Here is a 22,580-nt window from a genome sequence, read left to right as displayed (position 1 = left end):
AGTTCACTTAGCTTTGGCCGGAGCATCGTCGGGCAATGGGGGCATGTGGCGACTCAGGTACAAACCCTGAGCCAGCATGAACAACAGCATCAGGCCTGAAGCGCCCCAGACCTTGAAGCTCACCCACTGCTCTTCGGTGTAGTTGTAGACCACGTACAAGTTGAGCACGCCCATGAAGGCGAAGAATCCAACCCAGGCCCAGCCCAACTTGATCCACACGGCATCGGGCGCGTCGATCTGGCCGCCCATCATCTTGTGCAGCACGCGGCGCTTCATGATGATCTCGGCCACCAGGAAACCGGCGCTCATCAGCCAGTACAGCACCGTGGGCTTCCACTGGAAGAAGATGGCACTGTGCAGCCACATCGACACCCCGCCCAGCACGGTCCCCACGATCAACGTGCCCCACAGCATCACGTCCACCTTGTGGCGCAGGATCTTGAGCGCGGCAATCTGGACCACACCGCAAGCCACCATCACCACCGTGGACAGCAGCATGGGTGCCTCTTTGGCCGCCACGATGCCGCCAGACACCAGGAAGCCCAGGTACTGGGTCATCCACTCAGCCGCCAGTTCCTTGTGGCCACCGGCCCAGGTGTAGGCGCCGAAGAACAGCAGCAGGGGTAACAGGTCAAAAAATATCTTCATGGGGAACCGGGTTGAGGGTCACAGGCGCGGATCAGCGCGGCTCGAAGTCTATCGCGGCCGAGTTGATGCAGAAACGCTCGCCGGAGGGCGCCGGTCCGTCGTCGAACACGTGGCCCAGGTGGGCACCGCAATTGTTGCAGCGCACCTCGACGCGCACCATGCCGTGGGCTTTGTCAATCACGCGCTCGACGCTGCTGTCGTCCACCGCCTGGGAGTAGCTGGGCCAGCCGCAGCCCGCGTCGAACTTGGTGCTTGATTCGAACAACTTGGCGTTGCAACAGATGCAGCGGTAGGCGCCGTCCACAAAGTGGTCCCAATACTGGCCGGTGAAGGCCCGTTCAGTGGCCGCCTGGCGCGTGACTTCGAATTGCATCGGGTCCAACTGGGCACGCCATTCCGCGTCGGACTTCTTGACTTTGTAATCGCTCATGATGAACAGGACACCTCGATGGATTGAGCCCAGTCGGGCGGGAAATCGGCATCGGCCTCACAGCCGGGTTGCTCGTCGCAGGGGGTTTGCAATAGCCGATGCAAGCGCCGCACTTCGGAGTCGTCACCGGCCTGAGACAGACGGATCGCTGTTTCGGCCAAATGGTTCCGCAAAATGTAAACCGGGTTGACGCGGCGCATGCGGTCGCGGCGTTCGGCATCCACGCTGTTTTCCAGCTTCAGGCGCTCGGCATAGCGGCGCGCCCAGGCGTCAAAAGCCTCGCGGTTGATGAACAGGTCGCGCACCGGGGCGTTGGCGGCGTCATCGGGCGGCAGGCTGCTTTGGTAGTCGCCCAAGCGGCGGAAGGTGATGGTGAAATCGGTGCGGTGCTCGGCCATCACGGTGAGCAAATCCACGGCCAGGGCACCGTCGCCCTCCTGCTCGGTGGCCAGGCCCAGCTTGGCACGCCAACGATCAGTCATGGCTTGCGGAAAGCGCTGCTCGTAGGACTTGAGCACGTCGATGATGACGCTCTCGTCGCCCTCAAACTCGGGGATCACCGGCACCAGCGCCTGGGCCAACGCGCGCAGGTTCCAGTAGCCAATTTGGGGCTGGTTCTGCCAGGAGTAGCGGCCCTGGTCATCCGAATGGTTGCAGATGTGCTGCGGGTCAAAACCATCCAGGAAACCGTAAGGGCCATAGTCGATCGTCAGGCCCAGGATCGACATGTTGTCGGTGTTCATCACGCCGTGGCAAAAGCCGACCGACTGCCAGGCAGCCATCAGGCGGGCGGTGCTGTCGACCGCGTATTGCAGCAAGGCCACGGCGCGCTGGGGGGCGTTTTTCAATTCGGGCACTTGGTGTTCGACCACGTGGTCCACCAGGGCCTGCAAGACCTCGTGGTGGCCGGCCTCGCCGCTGTGCGCGAAATGCTCGAAGTGGCCGAAGCGGATGAAGCTGGGGGCCACGCGGGTGACCACGGCGGCGGTCTCCATGGTTTCACGCCGCACAAATTGCGGCGAGGCGGTCAAGGCCAGGGCCCGAGTGGTGGGGATGCCCAGCGCGTGCATGGCCTCGCTGCACAAGAACTCGCGGATGGACGAGCGCAACACGGCCCGACCATCGGCCCGCCGCGAATAAGGCGTCGAGCCCGCGCCCTTGAGCTGAAACTCGCGCGTGCCCAAGGCCGTTTTCAACTCGCCCAGCAACAGCGCACGGCCATCGCCCAACTGGCCCGCCCACACGCCGAACTGGTGCCCGCTGTAGACCGTGGCCACGGGCTGCATGCCCGGCCATTGCGCATTGCCGGTAAAGACACGTAAAGGCAGATCACCCTCGCGCCAATCGGCGGGCCAACCCAGCTCATGCGCCAGTGAGTCGCTCCAGGCCACCCAGCGCGGCTCGGGCAAGGCTTGCGCCTTCACCGCCGTGGCCATGGGCGCCTGCAAACGTGCGCGCCACGACTCGCTCAGCAGCGCATAGCGGTTGACCCAGTCGTGGGCGGGCGGGGCGAAAACAGCATCGAGATCAGAAGACATGTGGCGAAGTGTAGACAAGACCCCCCATCCAAGGGTGCCCGAGGGCAATTTCTGCCGGTGGCCATGGGGGTTTGAAGCGCGCGCCCTGCCCTAAGATGCCGCTTTGCTTGCAACACAGGACTGGCCGACGTGGATACCTTGCTGTTTTTCAAAGCCGTGTTGATGGGCATCGTCGAGGGGCTGACCGAGTTCCTGCCCATCTCCAGCACCGGGCACCTGATCCTGGCGGGATCGCTGCTTGATTTTCAATCCAATGTAGGCGCCGACAAGGCCAAGGTGTTCGACATCGCGATCCAGTCGGGCGCCATTTTTGCCATCGTGTTGGTGTATTGGCAACGCCTGCGCGAAACCGCATTGGGCCTGGGATCGCAGCCCAAAGCCCAGCGTTTTGCGCTCAACGTCATCGTGGCATTCTTGCCAGCGGCCATTCTGGGCCTGGCCTTTGGCAAGGTCATCAAGGCACATTTGTTCAATGCCCCGGTGGTGGCCAGCGCCTTCATCGTCGGCGGCCTGATCATCTTGTGGGCCGGGCGCCGCGCCACCAAGGCCGGCACCAGCCACTACCGCGTCCAGACCGTGGACGACATGAGCCTGGCGGATGCTTTCAAGGTGGGTTGCATCCAGTGCCTGGGCATGATCCCTGGCACCAGCCGCTCGGGCGCCACCATCATCGGTGGCATGTTCCTGGGCTTGTCGCGCAAGGCCTCCACCGAGTTCAGCTTCTTTTTGGGCATCCCGACCCTGGTCGGTGCGGGCTTGTACAGCCTCTACAAAGAACGCGCACTGCTGTCGATGGACGATCTGCCGCTGTTCGGCGTCGGCTTGGCGTTCTCGTTCCTGTCGGCCTGGGTGTGCGTGCGCTGGTTGCTGCGCTACGTGGCCACGCACAATTTCGTTCCCTTCGCCTGGTACCGGATCGCCTTCGGCATCGTGGTGCTGGTGTCGGCCCAGCAGGGCTGGATCACCTGGGCTGAATGAACACGCTCCGACATCAGGCCCTCCAACTTTTGCTGACCAGTGACCCTGAGGCAAAGGCCAAGGGCACCATGGCACTCGACCTGAATGGCACGCTGTGCTCTGCCGAAGCGTTGGCAGAGCCTGCCGGCATCCCTGGCCGCCCGCCGCACCCTGAGCTGGTACATCCAACCCAACTCAAGACGCGTTCAGTGCGCAATCCTGAGGGGCACGCCGCGCTGATCCACGCCCTAGCGCACATCGAACTCAACGCCATCGATTTGGCGCTTGACCTTGCTTGGCGTTTTCCTGGCATGCCAGACGAGTTCTACATGGATTGGCTGGGCGTCGCCAAAGAAGAGGCCTTGCACTTCACCCTGCTTCGCAACCACCTTGTGAGCCTGGGCTTCGACTACGGCCACTTTCAGGCGCACAACTCCCTTTGGGAAATGGCCGAGAAAACAAAGGGCGACCTGCTGGCTCGCATTGCCCTGGTACCGCGAACAATGGAAGCGCGTGGGCTTGACGCATCGCCGCCCATCAAAGCAAAGCTGTTGACGATTGATGACCAGCGCGGCGCAGCCATCCTGGACATCATCTTGAGGGATGAAATCGGGCACGTGGCGGTGGGCAACAAGTGGTATCGCTTTCTCTGCGCTGATCGAGGCCTCGATCCTCTGTCGACCTATGCGGAGCTTGCTACGGCGTTCAGCGCCCCACGGCTCAAAGGCCCCTTCAACATGGAGGCCCGCCGTGCTGCCGGCTTCGAAGAAGATGAGCTGTACGCACTGGAACAGCTCTGGACATCCAGGCAAGAGGCCCCGCCACTGAAGCTGCAGTGAATCAGCCGCGCGGATGGTGTTGCGCGTGCAGCAAACGCAGCCGCTCACGCGCCACGTGCGTGTACACCTGGGTGGTCGAGATGTCGGCATGCCCCAGCAGCATCTGCACCACGCGCAAATCGGCGCCATGGTTCAGCAAATGCGTGGCAAAGGCATGGCGCAAAGTGTGTGGCGACAAGGCCTGGCTGATGCTCGACAGCACCGCGTATTTCTTGACCAACTTCCAGAACATCTGCCGCGTCATGGGGCCACCGCGCCCCGTGACAAACAAGGCATCACTGCTCTGCCCATTCAGGATGAACGCGCGCGAATCGATCAGATAACGCTGAAGCCAAACACCGGCCTCGGCCCCAAAAGGCACCAGCCGCTCTTTGCTGCCCTTGCCGGTGATGCGCAGCACGCCTTCGTTCAGGCCGACGTGCACGGTCTTGAGTTCGACCAGTTCGCTCACACGCAGGCCACTGGCGTACATCAGCTCCAGCATGGCGCGGTCACGCAAGCCCAAGGTTTCGTCGGCATCGGGCGCGGCCAGCAAAGCTTCCACCTGCGATTCGGTCAAGGTGCCTGGGGTGCGCTGGCGCTGGCGGGGCGCGTCCATGCGCAAGGTCGGGTCCTGGGTCGTCAAGCCTTCGCGCAGGGCCCAGCGGTAAAACCGTCGGAACACACTCAAACGCCGCCCGACCGAGGTGGGCTTGGATTCGGCGTGGCGGTGGGCAGCGTAGCCCTGCAAGTCAAGCTCACGGGCCTGGATCAAGGTGGGGGCATCCGGCTGTTTGGCCAGCCAGACGGCCAGCCCCGCCAGGTCGCGCCGGTAAGCGGCCAGGCTGTTGGCGCTCAGGCCATCTTCCAGCCAAAGGGCGTCGATGAAGCGGTGCAAGTGCGGGTCGTCAGACGCCCGCGCCTCGTCAGGCAGCCGAACCACGCAGCAACCCCGCCTTCATGCGTTTGTCCACGGGCCGCTCGCCAATGAAGATCTTCAAGATGGCCCGGTAGAAATCGTCGCCCGCGATGGGCTTGGACAAGGCCTTGCCATTGAACACCAACAGCGTGCCTTGGCCGGGCACGAAGTCCAGATCGAGCACATCGCCCGGACGGAAGGTGCCGATGCTGTCCAAGCCAGCGGCCAGCACGTCGACGCGGTCCAGCAACTGGGCATGAACCTCGGCGGGTTCATTGCGTTGCACGCCCTTTCGCATGGACTTGGTCATCTCAACACTGGGCGCCTCAAGCATGACCTTCAAGCGCAGGCGCTTGGGGCCTTGCATGGCCAGAATCTGCGAAGGATCCTTGGACGGCGCCGCCAGGTAAAGGCCGGCCACAAATGCCTTGACCCAGGCCACGCCCCGCAAGCCCAGGCCATTGAGGCGCAGGGTGCGGTCGGACAGCACCAAGGTGTCGTCAAAACGCTGCCCTTCCAGCTTGGCCGCTTGAGCAACGCCCGGCGGCACAGGCACTGGCAGGCCAAAGGCCCCTGACAGCAGCATCAGGGCAGCGGCAACCATCAGTTGCCTCAAGGCCAGCGTGGCAATGCTTGTGGAGTTCATGGGTGTACAACGTGGGGGCGCACTACCGCGCCGACAAGGGCGGGTCAACCCGGTGTAAAGCTGCGTAAACCGTTGCCCATGCCGCCATGCTGGATCGCCTGTCGTTGTTGTGCCATCAATTGATTGATCGTGACAGGTTTTGCCCCACGCCGTCATCCCGACCTGAAACAACCATGCTCAGCATGAGCAGGGCGCCTAGACTCCACCATCGAATCTGAATACGCAAATAATCTGATATGAAGTCGTCATCGTTTGCCTTGTTGTGGCTGGCCAGCGTTGGCTCCGTGCAGGCCCAAACCGCCTCGGCGCCCGAAGCCGCCAAGCCCCCCACCCAGCAACAGCTGTTTGCCCTGCGCTGCCCTGCCCGCGTGCAGACGTTGCTGGACGCTGCCATCCCGGCCAGCACGCCAACGACAGAAGCGGTGAAGTCAATCTGCGCCTGCGCCCAGGCCAAGCTGGACGCATTGGGTGACATGCCCGCGGACGAAAGCGGTCCCAAGACCTTGAGCCTGGCCGCCTTGAGCTGCGCCAAACCGGTCATCACGTCGCACAACCAGGGCTTCATCGCCAAGCAGTTCGGGCCCGACCTGTTGCAACGGGGCTGGAAAGCCGCTGAAGTCACCCAATTTTCTAATTGCTTTGCCGAAACCCACTGGCAGCAAACCTTCGAAGCCGGGCTGCAAAGCCGCCGCAACAAGGGGGCCAGGCTGGACGGCTTGTGGCAACAGTGCGCGACGGCAGCGGGTCATGCGGACACGCCCCAGCCCAAGTCACCGGCTGCGGCACCGCCGACCTCCAGCGCCACGTCCAAAGCGTCCTGACATGAAAAAAGCCGCCGGGTTACCCCAGGCGGCTTTTCAATTCAAGCGCTGATCGGTGATCAGTTCTTGGACTGGTCAACCAGCTTGTTCTTGGCGATCCAAGGCATCATGGCGCGCAATTCAGCGCCCACGGTCTCGACCGGGTGAACGGCGTTCAAACGACGGCGAGCGGTCATGCTCGGGTAGTTCGTCTTGCCTTCTTGAATGAACATCTTGGCGTATTCGCCAGTCTGGATGCGCTTCAGAGCGTTGCGCATGGCGGCGCGCGATTGCTCGTTGATCACTTCGGTGCCGGTCACGTACTCGCCGTATTCGGCGTTGTTCGAGATCGAGTAGTTCATGTTGGCGATGCCGCCTTCGTACATGAGGTCAACGATCAGCTTGAGTTCGTGCAGGCATTCGAAGTAGGCCATTTCAGGCGCGTAACCGGCTTCGGTCAGCGTCTCGAAGCCCATCTTCACCAGCTCGACCGCGCCACCGCACAGCACGGCTTGTTCGCCGAACAGGTCGGTTTCGGTTTCTTCGCGGAAGTTGGTCTCGATCACGCCACCCTTGGTGCCGCCGTTGGCCGCCGCGTACGACAGGGCGATGTCCTTGGCCTTGCCAGACTTGTCTTGGTAAATGGCGATCAGGGAAGGCACGCCGCCGCCCTTGAGGTACTCGGAACGCACGGTGTGGCCAGGGCCCTTGGGGGCGATCATGATCACGTCCAGGTCAGCACGGGGGATGACTTGGTTGTAGTGCACGTTGAAACCGTGGGCAAAGGCCAGCACGGCACCTTGCTTGATGTTGGGCGCGACGTTGTTGTTGTACACCTCGGGGATGTTCTCGTCGGGCAGCAGGATCATGACCACGTCGGCGCCCTTGACGGCGTCATCGACTTCACAAACTTTGATGCCAGCGGCTTCAACCTTGGACCAGGAAGCGCCACCCTTGCGCAGACCGACCGTGACGTTCACGCCAGAGTCGCGCAGGTTTTGGGCGTGGGCGTGGCCTTGCGAGCCGTAGCCGATGATGGCGACATTCTTGCCCTTGATCAGGCTCAGGTCAGCGTCTTTGTCGTAATAAACCTTCATGTTCAGCTCCGTCGAAAAATCAGTTGATTCGGTTGAATGGGGGGGTGCTGCTTGCAGCGGAAAAAGCGGGAAAGTTCAGACGCGCAAGATGCGCTCGCCACGCCCGATCCCGCTGGTCCCGGTGCGCACGGTTTCTAAGATGGCGGCGCGGTCAATGGCTTCGATGAAGGCATCGAGCTTCGAGGCGTCGCCCGTCAATTCAATGGTGTAGGTCTTGTCGGTCACGTCGATGATGCGGCCGCGGAAGATGTCGGCCATGCGTTTCATCTCTTCGCGCTCCTTGCCCACGGCGCGCACCTTGATGAGCATCAGCTCACGCTCGGTATACGGGCCCTCGGACAGGTCGACGACCTTGACGACTTCAATCAGGCGGTTGAGGTGCTTGGTGATCTGTTCGATCACGTCGTCCGAGCCGCTGGTGACGATCGTCATGCGCGACAGGGAGGCATCCTCGGTGGTGGCCACGGTCAGGCTCTCGATGTTGTAGCCCCGGGCGGAAAACAAGCCGACCACACGCGACAGCGCGCCGGGTTCGTTTTCAAGCAGCAATGCAATGATGTGTTTCATGTCAGGATCGTCCTTCGCGCTCTTGAGCCAGCGGGCGGTAACCCGATGGCCGTGGCCACGTTGTTCGATGAATCAGAAGTGTTGGAACCCCGGCACCGCTTGAGGAACCGCCCGCACAGGCACCGGCAAGCACCTGGCTGCGGCCCCCTTGCGAGCGGCCGGGAACAAGGTGGCCTTACAGGTCTTCAGACCCCAGCAGCATTTCGGAAATGCCCTGGCCCGCCTTCACCATCGGCCAGACGTTTTCGGTCGGGTCGGTGCGGATGTCCAGGAACACGGTGCGGTCCTTCAGCTTGATGGCTTCGCGCAAAGCGCCTTCCACATCAGACGGACGCTCGATCAGCATGCCGACGTGGCCATAAGCCTCGGCCAGCTTCACGAAATCGGGCAGCGCGTCCATGTAGCTGTGCGAGTAGCGGCTGCCGTAGTCCAGCTGCTGCCACTGGCGCACCATGCCCAGGTAGCGGTTGTTCAGCGACAGCACCTTGACCGCGGTCTGGTACTGCAGGCAGGTCGACAGCTCCTGGATGCACATCTGGATCGAGCCTTCGCCGGTCACGCAGAACACGTCGGCATCGGGCTTGGCCAGCTTGATGCCCATGGCGTAAGGCAGGCCCACGCCCATCGTGCCCAGGCCCCCGGAGTTGATCCAGCGACGGGGTTCGTCAAAGGGGTAGAACTGCGCGGCGAACATCTGATGCTGGCCCACGTCCGACGTGACATAACAATCAGTGCCACGGGTCAGGCGAGCCAGCGTTTCAATCACGAACTGCGGCTTGATGACGTCTTCAGAAGTCTTGTACTTCAGGCATTCGCGCTTTTTCCACTCGCCGATCTGGTTCCACCAAGCGGCCAGAGCGTTCGGGTCGGCGCGCTGCGTCGACTCCTTGATCTGCGCGATCAATTCTTGCAACACGTCCTTGACGTCGCCCACGATGGGGACATCGACCTTGACGCGCTTGGAAATCGACGAAGGATCGATGTCGATGTGGATGATCTTGCGTTCGACCTGGGCGAAGTGCTTGGGGTTACCGATCACGCGATCGTCGAAGCGCGCACCCACGGCCAGCACCACGTCGGCGCTTTGCATGGTCATGTTGGCCTCATACGTGCCATGCATGCCAAGCATGCCCAGGAAGGTCTTGTCGGACGCGGCGATGGCGCCCAAGCCCATCAGGGTGCTGGTGGTGGGGTAGCCCAGCAGATTGACCAGCTCGCGCAACTCAGCAGCTGCGTTGGCCAAAATCACGCCGCCACCGGTGTAGATGTAGGGGCGCTTGGCACCCAAAATCAGTTGCACGGCCTTGCGGATCTGCCCGCCATGGCCCTTGCGCACCGGGTTGTACGAACGCATCTCAACCGTTTCAGGGTAGCTGAACGCGGTCTTGTTGAGGGAGACATCCTTCGGGACATCGACCACCACCGGGCCGGGGCGGCCAGTGCGGGCGATGTGGAAAGCTTTCTTCAGGGTGACGGCCAGGTCGGCGACATCCTTCACCAGGAAGTTGTGTTTGACGATGGGGCGCGTGATGCCGACGGTGTCGCACTCCTGGAAGGCGTCCAGGCCGATCGCGGGCGTGGGCACCTGTCCGGTGATGATCACCATGGGGATCGAGTCCATGTAGGCGGTGGCGATGCCGGTGACGGCATTGGTCACGCCGGGACCGGAAGTCACCAGCGCAACGCCAACGTCGCCCGTGGCGCGCGCGTAACCATCAGCGGCATGAACAGCGGCCTGTTCGTGGCGCACCAGCACGTGCTGGATGGTGTCTTGTTTGTAGAGGGCGTCGTAGATGTACAGAACGGCGCCGCCGGGGTAGCCCCACATGTACTTGACACCTTCGGCCTGCAAGCAGCGCACGAGAATGTCAGAACCATTGAGAACTTCAGGTGTGGTGGGAGAGGACATGTCCATGATGTAAAAAGACCTTTCGGATTTTTCTCTAACGAAAAATGATCGGTACCCCTCCTCAACAGCATCTGCGGTGACGGATCACCAGCGTGCTCGCCCTTGTGAGGCGGATTTGGAGCCTGCGCGGCCTGCCACCGAAACCGGTTGGGGTAACGATTCAGACCAGATCGGGATGGCGCAAAGACAAATATTATCGCACTGAAAATTCCTGGGCCGGTGCCATAATCCGCCCTCGCCGATCTGGCGCCGCAAGTCTTCGTGTCTTGACCCCCCTGCCCAGCCCCTCCACCTTAGACGAGCTCAACAACTTCCTGATAAGTGTTGAGCGCCGCGCGTTCAAACGCACCGCTTTTGCCGTGCGCGACGAGGATTCGGCGCTGGACATCGTGCAGGACGCCATGATCCGCCTGACGCAAAGCTACGCCGACCGGCCTTCCAACGAATGGCCCATGCTGTTCGCCCGGATCTTGTCCAACGCCACGCTGGATTGGTTTCGGCGCCAAAAAGTGCGCAACGCCGTTTTCCAGAACCTGGGAGACTTCGAGTCATCCTCGGACGACGGCGATGGCGACTTCAACCTGCTGGATTCCCTGAGGATCGACAATCCAGGCACGGAAGGTGCTGAGGACACCGCCAGCCGGGGCGAAACGCTCAAGATCATCGAAGTCGAAGTTGGAAAATTGCCCGCGCGTCAACGGGAGGCCTTCCTGCTGCGTTACTGGGAGGAGTTGGACGTCGCTGAAACGGCGGCCGCCATGGGTTGCTCCGAGGGCAGCGTGAAAACGCACTGCTCGCGGGCGGTCCAGGCGCTGTCCAAAGCCATGCATGTTCGCGGAATATCCTTGTAAATCAAAGCAGTCATATCGTGAAAAGTCCAAACACCCCATTGTCGAGCGCGCAAATCGAGGCCATTGAAGCCCGCTTTGCCCTGCGCGTCAGTGCGCGGCTGGATGATTCGGCCAAGGCACTGCCCCACGACATCACCGAGCGTCTGCGCGTGGCACGCGAGCAGGCCGTGCGCGGGGCCGTGCTGGCCCGCCCTCAGGTGGCCGTGGCCAGGGCCCCCGAGTACGCGCCTTCCCGCCAACTGGCCGGCGTGAACATGGCGGGATCGGGCTCGTCTGGTCAGGCCTCGCTCTCTCTGTCAGGCTGGGGCGCCGGGAGGCAGCACCGCGACCCAAGCCATGGCCGAAGCATGGACGACGGCCCCCTGCCCTGGGGCTGGCGCTTGGCGTCCGCGCTGCCGGCGCTGGCGCTTGTGTTGGGCTTGTGGGGCATCCACAGTTGGTACCAGTCTGAAAAAGTGCAAGCCGCCTCCGACGTGGACATGGCGCTGTTGACCGACGACCTGCCCCCCTCAGCCTATGCCGACCCCGGTTTTGAAGAGTATCTGCAGACCGAACCGCCGATCAGTGCGGAGCCTGCCGCGCTGGAAACCGACGAAGCGCCCCTGGCCAAATCAGACAGTGAAGCCAGCGACGACAGCGAAAGCAGCGATGGCGGGGCAGAGGCGCAGCCATGACACAAACCGTGACGGCATGGGCGCTGGCGGTGTTGTGCATGAGCCTGGCCTGCTGCCAACTGAGCACGGCAGCCCCGCCGGCGAAGAACACCTCAGTGGCGGTTGCGGCCAGCGCTTCGTCAGGCGGCTCAAACTCATGGGCCAGCCTCACTGGATCTCAACGCCGGGCTTTGCAACCCTTGGCGGCTTTGTGGCCAACGATGGAAATATCGAACAAAAAGCGCTGGATGAACGTGTCCAACCGGTTCGGCAGCCTGTCACCCCAGGAACAGCAGCGCATGCAGGAGCGCATGACGCAATGGTCAAAATTGCCACCGCAACAGCGGGGTGAGGCTCGTTTGCGCTTTCAACAAACTCGCCAACTGTCGCCTGAAGAGCGTCAGAAAAAATGGGCGTCCTATCAAGCACTGAGCCCCGAAGAGCGTGGCGAACTGGCCCAGCAGGCCCGTCGCAAGCAGCAACCGGTGGTGCTGAGCGACAACATGGCTGGCCCCCGCGAGCGGGCCCAGCAGGCGTCCAAGCGACAACGCGACAACGAATCCACCAGCAAATCCAACTGGGTGCCTGGCGCCACACCCAATGCCCCGGCGCAGGTGGCCGTGGCCCCATCCCTGATCAAGGCTGGGCGCGGTGCCACCACCACGCTGGTCAGCCAGCGGCCCACGCCGCCCCTGCACCAGCAAACGGGTCTGCCCAAAATCGCCGCCACCAAGGGCTTCGTGGACCCGGTCACCTTGTTGCCAAAAAAGGGCGCGCAGGCGGCGGCCATGACGGCCGTGCCGGCCTCGCAATCTCGCTGACATCCCCAGGCCACCGCATGGCGAGTTGAGTGCATGGACGCGTGGTGTATTGTTCGCGCCTTGCCCTGCTTGCCCTGCCGATGAAATCCCGTCCCGCCGTCCCTTTTGTGCCTTTGCCTGCCGCCGAATGCGCGGTGCGCGCCCAAGGCCATGCCCCTGCTTTGCGCCGACGCCTGGCCGCCTTCCTGTACGAAGGCGTGCTGCTGTTCGGGGTGGTGATGGTGGTTGGCTTGATTTTTGGCGTGATCGTCGGCCAGCGCCATGCCTTGCAACACCGCCAAGGCCTGCAGGCCACGGTGTTCGTGGTGCTGTCGATGTATTTCATGTGGTTCTGGACGCACGGCGGGCAGACCCTGGCCATGAAGACCTGGCAGTTGCGCATCGTGTCCATCGATGGTGCGGGCCTGAGCCTCCAACAGGCCCTGATGCGCTACTTCAGCTCCTGGCTGTGGTTCGCGCCAGCGCTGGTGGGCGCCTGGCTGGTGGGCTGGCATCAATCCAAATGGCTGTACGGCGCGCTGTTCGGCTGGATGGCCATCTACGCGCTGCTCAGCTGGCTGCACCCTCAGCGGCAGTTTCTGCACGATGCTTTGTGCAAGACCCGCCTCATCGACACCCGACCCTGAGCTCTTCACCCATGGCTGCTTTTTCAGTGTGCGTTTACTGCGGTTCCCGCACGGGCAACGAGCCGGCCTTTGAAGCCGCCGCCCGAGAGGTGGGCCGCGAGATCGGCCTGCGAGGCTGGCAACTGGTGTACGGCGGTGGCAGCACGGGCCTGATGGGCGCCGTGGCCGATGCGGCCCTGGAACACGGGGCTTCGGTGATCGGTGTGATCCCCCACCGGCTGGTGCAACGCGAGCTGGGCCACTCGGGCCTGACTGACTTGCAGGTGGTCGACACCATGCACGAGCGCAAGCACAGCATGGCCATGCAATCCGATGCCTTTGTGGCGCTGCCTGGCGGCATCGGCACCATGGAAGAGATCTTCGAGGTCTGGACTTGGCGGCAACTGGGTTACCACCAGAAACCAGTGGGCCTGCTCAATACAGCCGGCTACTACGACGACTTGCTGAAGTTCATCGACCGCAGCCGAGATGGCGGCTTTTTATGGCCCGACGTTCAAGAGTTGCTGCTGCTGGACACGCAAGCCGGCAGCCTGCTGGACCAGTTGCAGGCCGACGCACTGCGGCTCAAGGCCCTGGACGCCCAAAAGCAAACGCCGCCGGGCGCGAACGAAATCGGCCCAGGCGGCGTATCGCCTGACGTCTGAATTGACCGCCGCTGGGGCGGCCCTGCCTCAAACCGCGGCTTCGTCGGTCTCGCCAGTGCGGATGCGCACCACTTGCTCAACCGCCGTCACGAAAATCTTGCCGTCACCGATCTTGCCGGTCTTGGCAGCCTTGACGATGGCCTCGATGCAGCGGTCCACATCGCCCGTCTTGACGACCACTTCGATCTTGACCTTGGGCAGAAAATCAACCACGTACTCGGCGCCACGGTACAACTCGGTGTGGCCCTTCTGGCGGCCAAAACCCTTGACTTCGGTGACCGTCAAACCGGTGACACCGACTTCAGCCAGCGCTTCGCGGACTTCTTCGAGCTTGAAAGGTTTGATGACGGCGGTGATTTGTTTCATGGAAGGCTCCGGGAATTTCTGCGAAAGAATAGTGATTATTTAAGCACGATCGCTTGATTATCGTCAGGCGCGGAACTTGGAGGTGATTGGATAACGCCAATCCCGGCCAAATGCACGGTGCGTGATGCGCACCCCAACTGGGGCTTGGCGGCGCTTGTACTCATTGACCTTGATGAGCCGGGTGACCTGGTCCACGTCGGCGCGCTTGAATCCCGCCGCCACGATGTCCTCGATGGACTGGTCATGTTCCATGTAGCGTTCCAGGATGGCGTCCAGCACCTCGTAGGGTGGCAGGCTGTCCTGGTCGGTCTGGTCGGGGCGCAATTCGGCCGATGGCGGCCGCGTGATGATGCGCTCGGGGATGGGCTCGACCTGGCCGGCAGCCACGGCCTGTTCGTTGCGCCAGCGCGAGAGCTTGTAGACCAGCGTTTTGGCCAGGTCCTTGATGACGGCGAAGCCGCCCGCCATGTCGCCATACAGCGTGCAATAGCCCGTGGCCAACTCACTTTTATTGCCCGTGGTCAACACGATGGCGCCCATCTTGTTGGACAAGGCCATCAGCAAGGTGCCCCGGATGCGGGCCTGGATGTTCTCTTCGGTGGTGTCCTCGGCACGGCCCGCGAACAGCGGCGCCAGCGAGGCCTTGAAGTCGTCGAACATCGGGGCGATGGCGATCTCGTCGTGCTGAACGTGCAACCGGTCGGCCATGTCGCGCGCGTCGATCCACGAGATGTCGGCCGTGTAGGGCGAGGGCATCATCACGGTGCGGACCTTGTCGGCGCCCAGGGCATCGACCGCTATCGCCAGGACCAACGCCGAATCGATGCCGCCCGACAGGCCAATGATGATGCCGGGAAAGCCGTTTTTGCCGATGTAGTCGCGCACGCCACACACCAGCGCCGCCCAGATCTCGGCCTCGGTCGACAAGTGATCAGCAATCGGGCCCTGGACCGCGCCGCCGGGCTGGAGCGTGACGTGCAAGGTGGCGGCTTCAAAACTGGGGGCACGGGCCTGGACCTGGCCTTGCGCATCGACCGCGAAAGAGGCGCCGTCGAAAACGACTTCATCCTGCCCCCCGACCTGGTGGGCATAGAGCAAAGGCAGGCCCGTCTGGCGGGCCCGCTCGGCCATGCTGGCTTCCCGCTCGGCGCGTTTGCCAGCGTGGAAGGGCGAGGCATTGATGACCACCAAGGCCTGCGCGCCCAGCGCCTTGGCCGACAAGGCGGGCTCGTCAAACCAGGCGTCTTCGCAGATCAACAGGCCCACGCGCCACTCGCCCACGTCGATCACCACCGCGCCCAGGCCAGCCTCGCGCCCGCTGACGAAATAGCGTCGCTCGTCGAACACCTGGTAGTTGGGCAGCTCGCGCTTGGCGTAGCTGGCAATGAGCTGGCCGGCGTTCAGCACCGAGGCCGCGTTGAGCAGGCTGGGGGCCGACACCGAGCGGGTGCGGATCTCTTCGGCCTGACCAGCGCGGGGATGACCCAGCACCAGGTGCAGATCAGGCAAATGGGCCAGCGCGCGCGCGATGTCCTGGACTGCCGCGTCACAAGCGATCAAGAAGGCCGGGCGCATCAGCAGGTCTTCAGGTGGGTAGCCACACAAAGCCAGCTCAGGCGTGACGATCAGGCGGGCCCCCTCGGTGTAGGCTTGCAGGCTGCCTTCAATGATCTGGCGGGCGTTGCCGGCCAAGTCACCCACCGTGGGGTTGAATTGCAGCAGGGCCACGGACAAGGGCACGGTGGCGGACACTGGCGACGCAATGATTGAAACGGAACTCATGATCAAAACGACAACCCATGATGGCGCGCCGGATGCGCGCAGGTCAACATGGTAGCCGCCCTCACCCTGGACCTGACGGCGCAATGGCACGATCACCCTGGTGCCATCGATGCAACGCAGTGGGATCGGCTGGTGGCCGGCATCCCGGGCGGCACTCCGTTCATGCGCCACGGCTTTTTGTCGGCCATGGTGGACAGTGGCAGTGCTTGCGCCAAAACAGGCTGGCAGCCGCTGTTCTTGACGCTGCACGACGCCACCGGCCAATTGGTGGCCGCCTGCGCCACCTTCGCCAAGTCGCACTCTTATGGTGAGTATGTGTTTGACTGGGCTTGGGCCGATGCGCATGACCGGGCCTTTGGTGCCGCGGGGGCGAGCTACTTCCCCAAATTGCTGGGCGCGGTACCGTTCTCGCCGGTGCCGGGGCCACGTCTGCTGGTCAACCCGGCGGCCGCGCCCGGTGCCCAGCAAGCCTTGCGTGAAGCATTGCTGCAGGCGATCAGCCAGCAGGTGCAACAGCAAGCCTGGTCATCGGCCCACATCCTGTTCGTGTCTGATCAGGAGGCCGAGGCCGCCAAGGCGCAAGGTTGGCTGGCACGCCATGGCGTGCAGTTCCACTGGCAAAACCGCCAGGGCGAACCTTACTTTGACTACGAGGATTTCCTGGCCAGCCTGCACCGCGACAAGCGCAAGAAGATCCACCAGGAACGGCGCAAGGTGCGCGACGCCGGGGTGAGCTTCGAGGTGCTGGAGGGCGCGCAGATCCTGGAGGCCGATTGGGATTTCTTTCACCGCTGCTACACGCAGACCTATTGGCAGCACGGGCAACAGCCCTACCTGAGCCGTGAGTTCTGGCGCCTGGCCAGCGAATCACGCCCGCAAGACTGGGTGCTGTTCGTGGCCAGCCGCGAGGGCGAGCGCATGGCCTGCGCCTTGCTGGCGGTGGACACCGAACAGGGTCTGGCCTACGGTCGCTATTGGGGAGCGCTGAGCACCGTGTCCTGCCTGCATTTCGAGGCTTGTTATTACCAACCCATGGCCTGGTGCATCGCCAAGGGCTACCAGCGTTTCGAGGGGGGTGCCCAAGGCGAACACAAGCTGGCACGTGGCCTGCTGGGAACTCCCACGCAGTCGGTGCACTGGTTGGCCCACCCGGGCTTCAAACAGGCTGTGGCTGATTTTTTGCATCGTGAAGGCCAGCAAATTCAGCACTACATCGATGAATTGGATGACCGAAAACCGTTCAAACCCTTGGATGCACCCGATTAAACGAGTGCGAGACTAGGGTCTGAATAACCCAACAAGCACCAGGGTCCAGATGTCGTCGTTCATGCCCACCTTTGCCTCCGTTGACTACCCCCCGCCCGTCCTCGACATCGAGGCGTCCGGGTTCGGCTTGGGCAGCTACCCAATTGAAGTGGGGATCGTGATGCCCGATGGCCGATCCTGGTGCAGCCTGGTCAAGCCCGAACCCGAGTGGCAACACTGGGACCCCAGCGCAGCGGCCGTTCACCACATCACGCGCGACAACCTGGAGCGTCATGGTCGCTCTGCCCTGGAGGTGGCCGATGCCCTGAACGACTGGCTGGAAGGCATGGTCGTCTACTCGGACGCCTGGGCACACGACTACACCTGGCTGAACCGCCTGTTTGACGCCGCCGACCGCACGCCGCATTTCAAGCTGGAAAACCTGCGCGCACTGCTTTCGGAAAGCGAGGCCGCCACCTGGCACGAACTCAAAGGCCAAGTGGCCATGGGCATGATCCTGCAGCGGCACCGCGCCAGCTCGGACGCGCGCCTGCTGCAATCCACCTTGAAGGCCTTGAGACAGCAAGCCGCCGCGGCCTGATCAAGCTCAGGCTCAGGGGAACGCGGACCGCTGCCCCTGCTCCTGCTCGGTCATGCGTTTGCACTCGGCGTGGCCGGCGTAGGCAGGACGCGAGCAATGCAGCTTCATGCAGATCGCCAGCGAGATGAAAGTGCGTGATCCGCAGGCCTGCCGGGGGTTGAGCGGCTCCGATGCATCGGCAACATTGCTGCCCGTGCGCTTGCGCGTTTTGCTGGTTTGATCGTCTTCAAGCCCGGCCTCACTTTTCGCCGCCGCTTTGGCAGGCACCACTGGCTTGCCGGGTACGCTGGCTTTGGCACCAGCCGCGCTGGCCGTGGCGACGCCCATCGGCAGGTCTTGAGACTGCGGACGAGTCGAGTTTCGCTGCGCCCAAAGCCCGGAGGCTGCCACCACCACCACGAAGGCCATGCCCATGACCCAACGCCGGTTCAGGGCTGATTCAATGCCCTTGGCCGGCGCCGACTCCGAGGTGGGGGGCGAGATGGTCTTCTGGCCCTTGGCCACCGTGACCGGCCATTTCGGCAGTGCCCGCAAGGTGCCGGCTGCGGGAATCGTGGTCAGGTAGGCACGCGCGTCGGCGGCCTCGTGCCCTGCCGGCTTCTGACCATCCGCGGGCCGAACCAGCACGGTTTGCGGCACCCAGCCATCGCCCTGGGTCAGGCCCTGCTGGCCCACATTGACGATGCCCGACAACTCCTGGCGCCAAGCGGCGACCGAATCAGGACGGTCTTGAGGGCGCACCGCCAGGGCATGGTCGATGGCGTTGACGAAACTGCTGCTGTAGTGCCGGTCAAAGCCGCTGGCCAGGCCTTCGCTCATCTGGGTCAGGCCGGGCAGGTCGTCGTGCACGGCGCGCGCGGTGGCCGGCGTGGGTGGCCGGCCGGTGATGCAAAAGTGGACCACGGCCGCCAGGGCGTACAGGTCGGTCCAGGCTCCTTGGCGCAACTGCACGGTCTCGGCGTATTGCTCAATGGGCGCGAAACTGGGTTTGAGGATGGCGGTCAGCGATTGGGTGTGGTCGCCAATCACGTGGCGGGCCGCGCCCAGGTCCAGCAGCACGGGGCGCGGGCCTTCATCGCCCTCACCCTCGTCCAGCAAAAGGATGTTGTCGGGCGCGATGTCGCGGTGGAAGACTTGCTCGCGGTGCAGACAATCCAAGGCGCCCAGCACGGGCTCGATGACGTGGCGCAACCAGTTTTCATCCGGTGGCACCGTCATCTCGCGGCGGGCGTTCTGCACCGTCTGGCCACGGTAATAAGGCATCACCATGTAGGCGGTGCGGTGCTCTTCCCAGAAGCGGTAGACCTTGACCAGCGCGGGGTGGTCAAACCGCGCCAGCAGGCGGGCTTCGTTGATGAACGAGCGCAATCCCAGGGCAAAGGTGTCGGCGTGGCTGGCCGCGCGCAGGCTCACCCCCAGGCCCTGCCCACGGACGGCCAAGGCCACCGGCATGTATTCCTTGATGGCAACCTGACGCTGCAGCGCGTGGTCGAAAGCCAGGTACACGATGCCGAAACCGCCCACGCCCAGCACGCGTTCAATCTCGAACTCGCCAAGGCGTGTGCCAGTGGGCAGGGCGTCGTGCTCAGCTACAGGGGGCATGGCAAATGGGCATCTCCAGTCGGGTCATGCAGCTTACTCCACATGCATGGGCGGCTTTCATGGTCATTTTTAACGCTTAAGTTCACCGCTATCAGTCCGAAAATCGAGGTGCTGTCTTTGCAGTCGGGGTGTCCATGAATTCGTTCCTTACGATGATCGTGGGGACGCCCAATCGGTTTCGTCATCCTTCTGCCAGGGTGTTGGCTTTGCCCATGCTGGCCTCCCTGGGTGTCGGATACGAGCTGTCGTCCTCTTCCAATCTGGTGACTCAAGCCGGATCGTTGCTGCTGTTGAGCCTATTGGGGCTTCAATGCTGGCGAATGCAACGCCAGCAGTGGACGAAGCCGGGGCCTGCGCCCGCCAGCGTGCCCGCCATGGCAGAGCCGGCGTCCAAGCTGCAGAACTTGTCGTCACGGGTACTGCAAGCCTGTGGCGATGCCGTGGTGGTGAGCGATGGGCTGGACCGCATCGTCATGGTCAACCCAGCTTTTTTGGCGATGACGGGCCTGAGCCCTTCCGAAGTCATGGGCCACAGCGCCGAGTTGCTGGGCATGGCGCCGTTGCGGGACTCGCACCTGAACGGCGTGCGCAGCTCGCTGGAAGCAGACTTGCGCTGGTCGGGTGAAAGCGCTCAAACCTGCGCCGATGGCCAGCAGATCGACACCTGCCTGACCGTGACCGCCCTGCGCAACGAGGCGAGCCAGATCACCCAGCACATCCGCACTTTCAACGACATCACGCCACTCAAGCAACAACAGCGCGTGTTGGCAGAACAAGCCCGTCATGACAGCCTGACGGGGCTGCCCAACCGCCGGGCTTTTGGCGAACGCCTGCAGCAAGCCATGTCGCGGGCCCGCCGCCAGCCTCAGACCCTGGCGGTGCTCTATGTGGACCTGGACGGCTTCAAATCGGTGAATGACCTGCACGGACACGCGGTGGGCGACCAACTGCTGGTGGAAGTCGGCCAGCGCCTGGACGCCTGCGTGCGCCTGACCGACTGCGTGTGCCGCTTGTCTGGTGACGAGTTCACCGTGATCCTCGAAGGCGCCGGCCACCCGGACGAGGTGCAACGCGTTGGCAACCGCATGCTTGAACGATTGAGCTTGCCTCATTGCCTGAAAGGCCAATCGATGGTGGTCACGCCCAGCATTGGTGGCACCCTCTTCATCTTGGGCGACAACGCCAGCACCTTGTGCCAGCGCGCCGACGAAACCATGTACGAGGCCAAACGTTCAGGCAAGGCCAGGTTCATCCTGAACCTTCTTCAACCGGAGTTGCAACACGCCCAAGGCACTTGATTTGGGGTGAAAGGGCGAGTCGGTCCCCATGATCAAGGGATGCACCACGAACGTGCGGCGCCACATGAGCCAATTGGCGGCTGGTATAAACACTGATTCCGATCAAACGCCCTTTTTCATACCGGCCCTGCATGAATCGACCGACCAACGCCATCTCCACTCCTGACGCCGCCAAGACCTCCGCCGTGCCCCGCGTCGTCATCGTCGGTTGTGGCTTCGGCGGTCTGGAGGCGGCCAGGGTGCTGTCCAAGGCGGCGGTCGAGATCATCGTGGTCGATCGGACCAACCACCACCTGTTCCAGCCCCTGCTTTATCAAGTGGCCACAGCCGGTCTGCCGGCCCCTGCCATTGCTGGCCCAATCCGGCACATCCTGCGCGGCGAGATCGCACGGGGCAACCTGACGGTGTTGATGGGTGAGGTGATGTCGATTGACACCGCGTCAAATTGCGTGGTGATGGACGGTGGCGAACACCTGCATTTCGACCACTTGATCCTGGCCTCCGGCGCCACGCACAGCTATTTTGGCCGTGACGACTGGGCCAAATACGCTCCGGGCCTGAAGACTCTGGGCGACGCCTTCACCATCCGCCGTCGGGTGCTGACCGCTTTCGAGCAGGCGGAGCGCGAAACCGACTTGGCCAAACGCGAGCCCTGGCTCACCTTCGCCATCGTGGGCGCGGGGCCGACCGGCGTCGAAATGGCCGGCACGCTCTCGGAGATCGCCCAGCACACCTTGCATGCAGAGTTCCGCCGCATCGATTCGCGGCGCGCCCGCGTGATCTTGCTGGAAGGGGCCGCAAAGGTGCTGGGCAGCTTCCCGGACGACCTCTCGCAACGCGCGAAAGAACAACTGGTGGACCTGGGTGTCGAAGTGCTGGTGGGCGCCAAGGTGACGAACATCACCGCGTTTGGCATCCACTACGACATGGTGGACGTGGCCGCCGACGGCACCAGCCAGACGGTCTCGCACTTCCTGCCCTCACGCACCGTGATCTGGGCCGCCGGCGTGGCCGCCTCGCCACTGGGCCGCTCGCTGGCCAAAAGCACGGGCTGCGAAGTGGACCGCGCCGGACGCGTGATCGTGCAGCCCGAACTGAACCTGGCCAGCCACCCCAACATCTACGTGGTGGGCGACCTGGCCAGTGCCAAAAGCTACCTCGACCCCAAGAACCCCACCGTGGTCCCGGGGGTCAGCCCCGGCGCCAAGCAGATGGGCCGCACAGCCGCGAAGAACATCATCCGCCGCCTGCAGGGCAAGGAGGCGGGGGCCTTTCGCTACCTGGACTACGGGGCGCTGGCCACCATTGGCCGACGCGCGGCCATCGCAGCGGTCGATGTGCCCTTCACCTCCATCAAGATCAAGTTCAGCGGCTTGTCGGCCTGGTTGTTCTGGTTGTTCGTGCATGTCTATTTCCTGATCGGCTTTCGCAACCGCATGCTCGTGTTCATGGACTGGGCGTGGGCCTATTTCACCTCGCAGCGGCACGCACGGATCTTCATAGCCCCCTATTTGCGAGACACCCATCAGACGGTTGCCCGCAGCGAGCCACCGGCCCCGCCGCCACCGGTCTGATGCAGATCATGGCAACATAGGGCCATGACTTATTCGACCATTCCTCAGCGCCTGGCGGCCTTGCGCCAACACATGAACCAGCAAGGCTGGCAAGCCTGCCTGGTGCCCAGCAGCGACCCGCATTTGTCGGAATACCTGCCCGAGCGCTGGCAGACACGCGAATGGCTGAGCGGATTCACCGGCTCGTC

The 22,580-nt window shown here is 63.1% G+C and carries 23 protein-coding genes; 12 read left to right on the top strand and 11 right to left on the bottom strand.

The features are described from left to right. Nucleotides 1-3 precede the first annotated feature (3 nt). The 3 genes from H7225_RS00115 to H7225_RS00105 are packed head-to-tail and all read right to left on the bottom strand — an operon-like array spanning nucleotide 4 to nucleotide 2,616. The gene (locus H7225_RS00115; RefSeq protein ID WP_290658392.1) at nucleotides 4-648 is read right to left on the bottom strand and encodes a septation protein A; all 645 of its coding nucleotides are present in this window, start codon (nucleotides 646-648) and stop codon (nucleotides 4-6) included. 31 nt (nucleotides 649-679) lie between these two features. Continuing rightward, complete coding sequence (msrB, locus tag H7225_RS00110) at nucleotides 680-1,078, bottom strand: peptide-methionine (R)-S-oxide reductase MsrB (RefSeq protein WP_290658391.1); 399 nt, start codon at nucleotides 1,076-1,078, stop codon at nucleotides 680-682. After that, nucleotides 1,075-2,616 (bottom strand): protein adenylyltransferase SelO, encoded by a 1,542-nt coding sequence (locus H7225_RS00105; RefSeq protein WP_290658389.1) that lies wholly within the window; start codon nucleotides 2,614-2,616, stop codon nucleotides 1,075-1,077. Before H7225_RS00105 ends, msrB begins: the two co-directional genes overlap by 4 nt. 129 nt (nucleotides 2,617-2,745) lie before the next feature. On the opposite strand from H7225_RS00105, the gene H7225_RS00100 reads away from it, so the two are divergent. Both H7225_RS00100 and H7225_RS00095 read left to right on the top strand, forming a co-directional pair. Next, nucleotides 2,746-3,594 (top strand): undecaprenyl-diphosphate phosphatase, encoded by an 849-nt coding sequence (locus H7225_RS00100; RefSeq protein WP_290658387.1) that lies wholly within the window; start codon nucleotides 2,746-2,748, stop codon nucleotides 3,592-3,594. Beyond that, nucleotides 3,591-4,412 carry a ferritin-like domain-containing protein gene (locus H7225_RS00095; RefSeq protein WP_290658385.1) on the top strand — a complete coding sequence of 274 codons (822 nt, stop codon included), beginning with the start codon at nucleotides 3,591-3,593 and terminating at the stop codon, nucleotides 4,410-4,412. Before H7225_RS00100 ends, H7225_RS00095 begins: the two co-directional genes overlap by 4 nt. Before the next feature lies 1 nt (nucleotide 4,413). Here H7225_RS00095 and xerD read toward each other — a convergent pair whose 3' ends face one another. Further along, on the bottom strand, nucleotides 4,414-5,334 hold the full coding sequence (gene xerD, locus H7225_RS00090) for a site-specific tyrosine recombinase XerD (RefSeq protein ID WP_290658383.1): 921 nt from the start codon (nucleotides 5,332-5,334) through the stop codon (nucleotides 4,414-4,416). Next, nucleotides 5,318-5,956, bottom strand: a complete 639-nt coding sequence (locus H7225_RS00085; RefSeq protein ID WP_290658382.1) for a chalcone isomerase family protein — start codon at nucleotides 5,954-5,956, stop codon at nucleotides 5,318-5,320. Before H7225_RS00085 ends, xerD begins: the two co-directional genes overlap by 17 nt. 236 nt (nucleotides 5,957-6,192) lie before the next feature. Between H7225_RS00085 and H7225_RS00080 the strand changes: the two genes are divergently transcribed. Next, on the top strand, nucleotides 6,193-6,777 hold the full coding sequence (locus H7225_RS00080) for a hypothetical protein (protein ID WP_290658381.1): 585 nt from the start codon (nucleotides 6,193-6,195) through the stop codon (nucleotides 6,775-6,777). 59 nt (nucleotides 6,778-6,836) lie between these two features. Here H7225_RS00080 and ilvC read toward each other — a convergent pair whose 3' ends face one another. The 3 genes from ilvC to H7225_RS00065 all read right to left on the bottom strand — a co-directional run bounded on the left by ilvC (nucleotide 6,837) and on the right by H7225_RS00065 (nucleotide 10,329). Beyond that, the gene (gene ilvC, locus H7225_RS00075; protein WP_290658380.1) at nucleotides 6,837-7,853 is read right to left on the bottom strand and encodes a ketol-acid reductoisomerase; all 1,017 of its coding nucleotides are present in this window, start codon (nucleotides 7,851-7,853) and stop codon (nucleotides 6,837-6,839) included. 75 nt (nucleotides 7,854-7,928) lie between these two features. Further along, entirely contained in the window at nucleotides 7,929-8,420 is a 492-nt protein-coding gene (ilvN, locus tag H7225_RS00070) for an acetolactate synthase small subunit (RefSeq protein ID WP_230179539.1), read from the bottom strand. Between the two features lie 175 nt (nucleotides 8,421-8,595). Then, nucleotides 8,596-10,329, bottom strand: coding sequence for an acetolactate synthase 3 catalytic subunit (locus H7225_RS00065; protein WP_290658379.1), 1,734 nt, complete (start codon nucleotides 10,327-10,329; stop codon nucleotides 8,596-8,598). 266 nt (nucleotides 10,330-10,595) lie between these two features. Between H7225_RS00065 and H7225_RS00060 the strand changes: the two genes are divergently transcribed. The 5 genes from H7225_RS00060 (at nucleotide 10,596) to H7225_RS00040 (ending at nucleotide 13,924) form a co-directional block, all read left to right on the top strand. Next, nucleotides 10,596-11,180, top strand: coding sequence for an RNA polymerase sigma factor (locus tag H7225_RS00060; RefSeq protein WP_290658378.1), 585 nt, complete (start codon nucleotides 10,596-10,598; stop codon nucleotides 11,178-11,180). A gap of 17 nt (nucleotides 11,181-11,197) precedes the next feature. Further along, nucleotides 11,198-11,854 (top strand): DUF3619 family protein, encoded by a 657-nt coding sequence (locus tag H7225_RS00055; RefSeq protein WP_290658377.1) that lies wholly within the window; start codon nucleotides 11,198-11,200, stop codon nucleotides 11,852-11,854. Beyond that, on the top strand, nucleotides 11,851-12,654 hold the full coding sequence (locus tag H7225_RS00050; protein ID WP_290658375.1) for a DUF3106 domain-containing protein: 804 nt from the start codon (nucleotides 11,851-11,853) through the stop codon (nucleotides 12,652-12,654). The genes H7225_RS00055 and H7225_RS00050 overlap by 4 nt, the downstream gene beginning before the upstream one ends. An 80-nt stretch (nucleotides 12,655-12,734) precedes the next feature. Beyond that, nucleotides 12,735-13,280, top strand: a complete 546-nt coding sequence (locus H7225_RS00045) for an RDD family protein (protein ID WP_290658373.1) — start codon at nucleotides 12,735-12,737, stop codon at nucleotides 13,278-13,280. 11 nt (nucleotides 13,281-13,291) lie between these two features. Beyond that, on the top strand, nucleotides 13,292-13,924 hold the full coding sequence (locus H7225_RS00040; RefSeq protein WP_290658371.1) for a TIGR00730 family Rossman fold protein: 633 nt from the start codon (nucleotides 13,292-13,294) through the stop codon (nucleotides 13,922-13,924). 27 nt (nucleotides 13,925-13,951) lie between these two features. On the opposite strand, the gene H7225_RS00035 is transcribed toward H7225_RS00040, so the two are convergent. Together H7225_RS00035 and H7225_RS00030 are read right to left on the bottom strand one after the other, a co-directional pair. Continuing rightward, on the bottom strand, nucleotides 13,952-14,290 hold the full coding sequence (locus H7225_RS00035; RefSeq protein WP_230179533.1) for a P-II family nitrogen regulator: 339 nt from the start codon (nucleotides 14,288-14,290) through the stop codon (nucleotides 13,952-13,954). Between the two features lie 63 nt (nucleotides 14,291-14,353). Continuing rightward, complete coding sequence (locus H7225_RS00030) at nucleotides 14,354-16,072, bottom strand: NAD+ synthase (protein ID WP_290658367.1); 1,719 nt, start codon at nucleotides 16,070-16,072, stop codon at nucleotides 14,354-14,356. A 48-nt stretch (nucleotides 16,073-16,120) separates the two neighbouring features. On the opposite strand from H7225_RS00030, the gene H7225_RS00025 reads away from it, so the two are divergent. Together H7225_RS00025 and H7225_RS00020 are read left to right on the top strand one after the other, a co-directional pair. Then, nucleotides 16,121-17,338 carry a GNAT family N-acetyltransferase gene (locus tag H7225_RS00025; protein ID WP_290658365.1) on the top strand — a complete coding sequence of 406 codons (1,218 nt, stop codon included), beginning with the start codon at nucleotides 16,121-16,123 and terminating at the stop codon, nucleotides 17,336-17,338. 61 nt (nucleotides 17,339-17,399) lie between these two features. Then, nucleotides 17,400-17,918, top strand: coding sequence for a hypothetical protein (locus H7225_RS00020; RefSeq protein WP_290658363.1), 519 nt, complete (start codon nucleotides 17,400-17,402; stop codon nucleotides 17,916-17,918). A 12-nt stretch (nucleotides 17,919-17,930) separates the two neighbouring features. Here the strand turns inward: H7225_RS00020 and H7225_RS00015 are convergent, their stop codons facing one another. Continuing rightward, nucleotides 17,931-19,520 carry a serine/threonine-protein kinase gene (locus H7225_RS00015; protein WP_290658361.1) on the bottom strand — a complete coding sequence of 530 codons (1,590 nt, stop codon included), beginning with the start codon at nucleotides 19,518-19,520 and terminating at the stop codon, nucleotides 17,931-17,933. 134 nt (nucleotides 19,521-19,654) lie between these two features. Here H7225_RS00015 and H7225_RS00010 point away from each other — a divergent pair, with 134 nt between their 5' ends. Together H7225_RS00010 and H7225_RS00005 are read left to right on the top strand one after the other, a co-directional pair. Next, a complete protein-coding gene (locus H7225_RS00010; RefSeq protein WP_290658359.1) occupies nucleotides 19,655-20,818 on the top strand; it encodes a sensor domain-containing diguanylate cyclase in 1,164 nt (387 codons plus the stop codon). Nucleotides 20,819-20,949: 131 nt separating this feature from the next. Next, on the top strand, nucleotides 20,950-22,392 hold the full coding sequence (locus H7225_RS00005) for an NAD(P)/FAD-dependent oxidoreductase (RefSeq protein WP_290658357.1): 1,443 nt from the start codon (nucleotides 20,950-20,952) through the stop codon (nucleotides 22,390-22,392). The last annotated feature ends 188 nt before the right edge of the window (nucleotides 22,393-22,580 follow it).

The organism is Aquabacterium sp., from assembly GCF_014378415.1.
Taxonomy (GTDB): domain Bacteria; phylum Pseudomonadota; class Gammaproteobacteria; order Burkholderiales; family Burkholderiaceae_C; genus Aquabacterium.
Note: the sequence above shows the minus strand (reverse complement) of the source record. Positions and strands in the feature narration are given on the sequence as shown.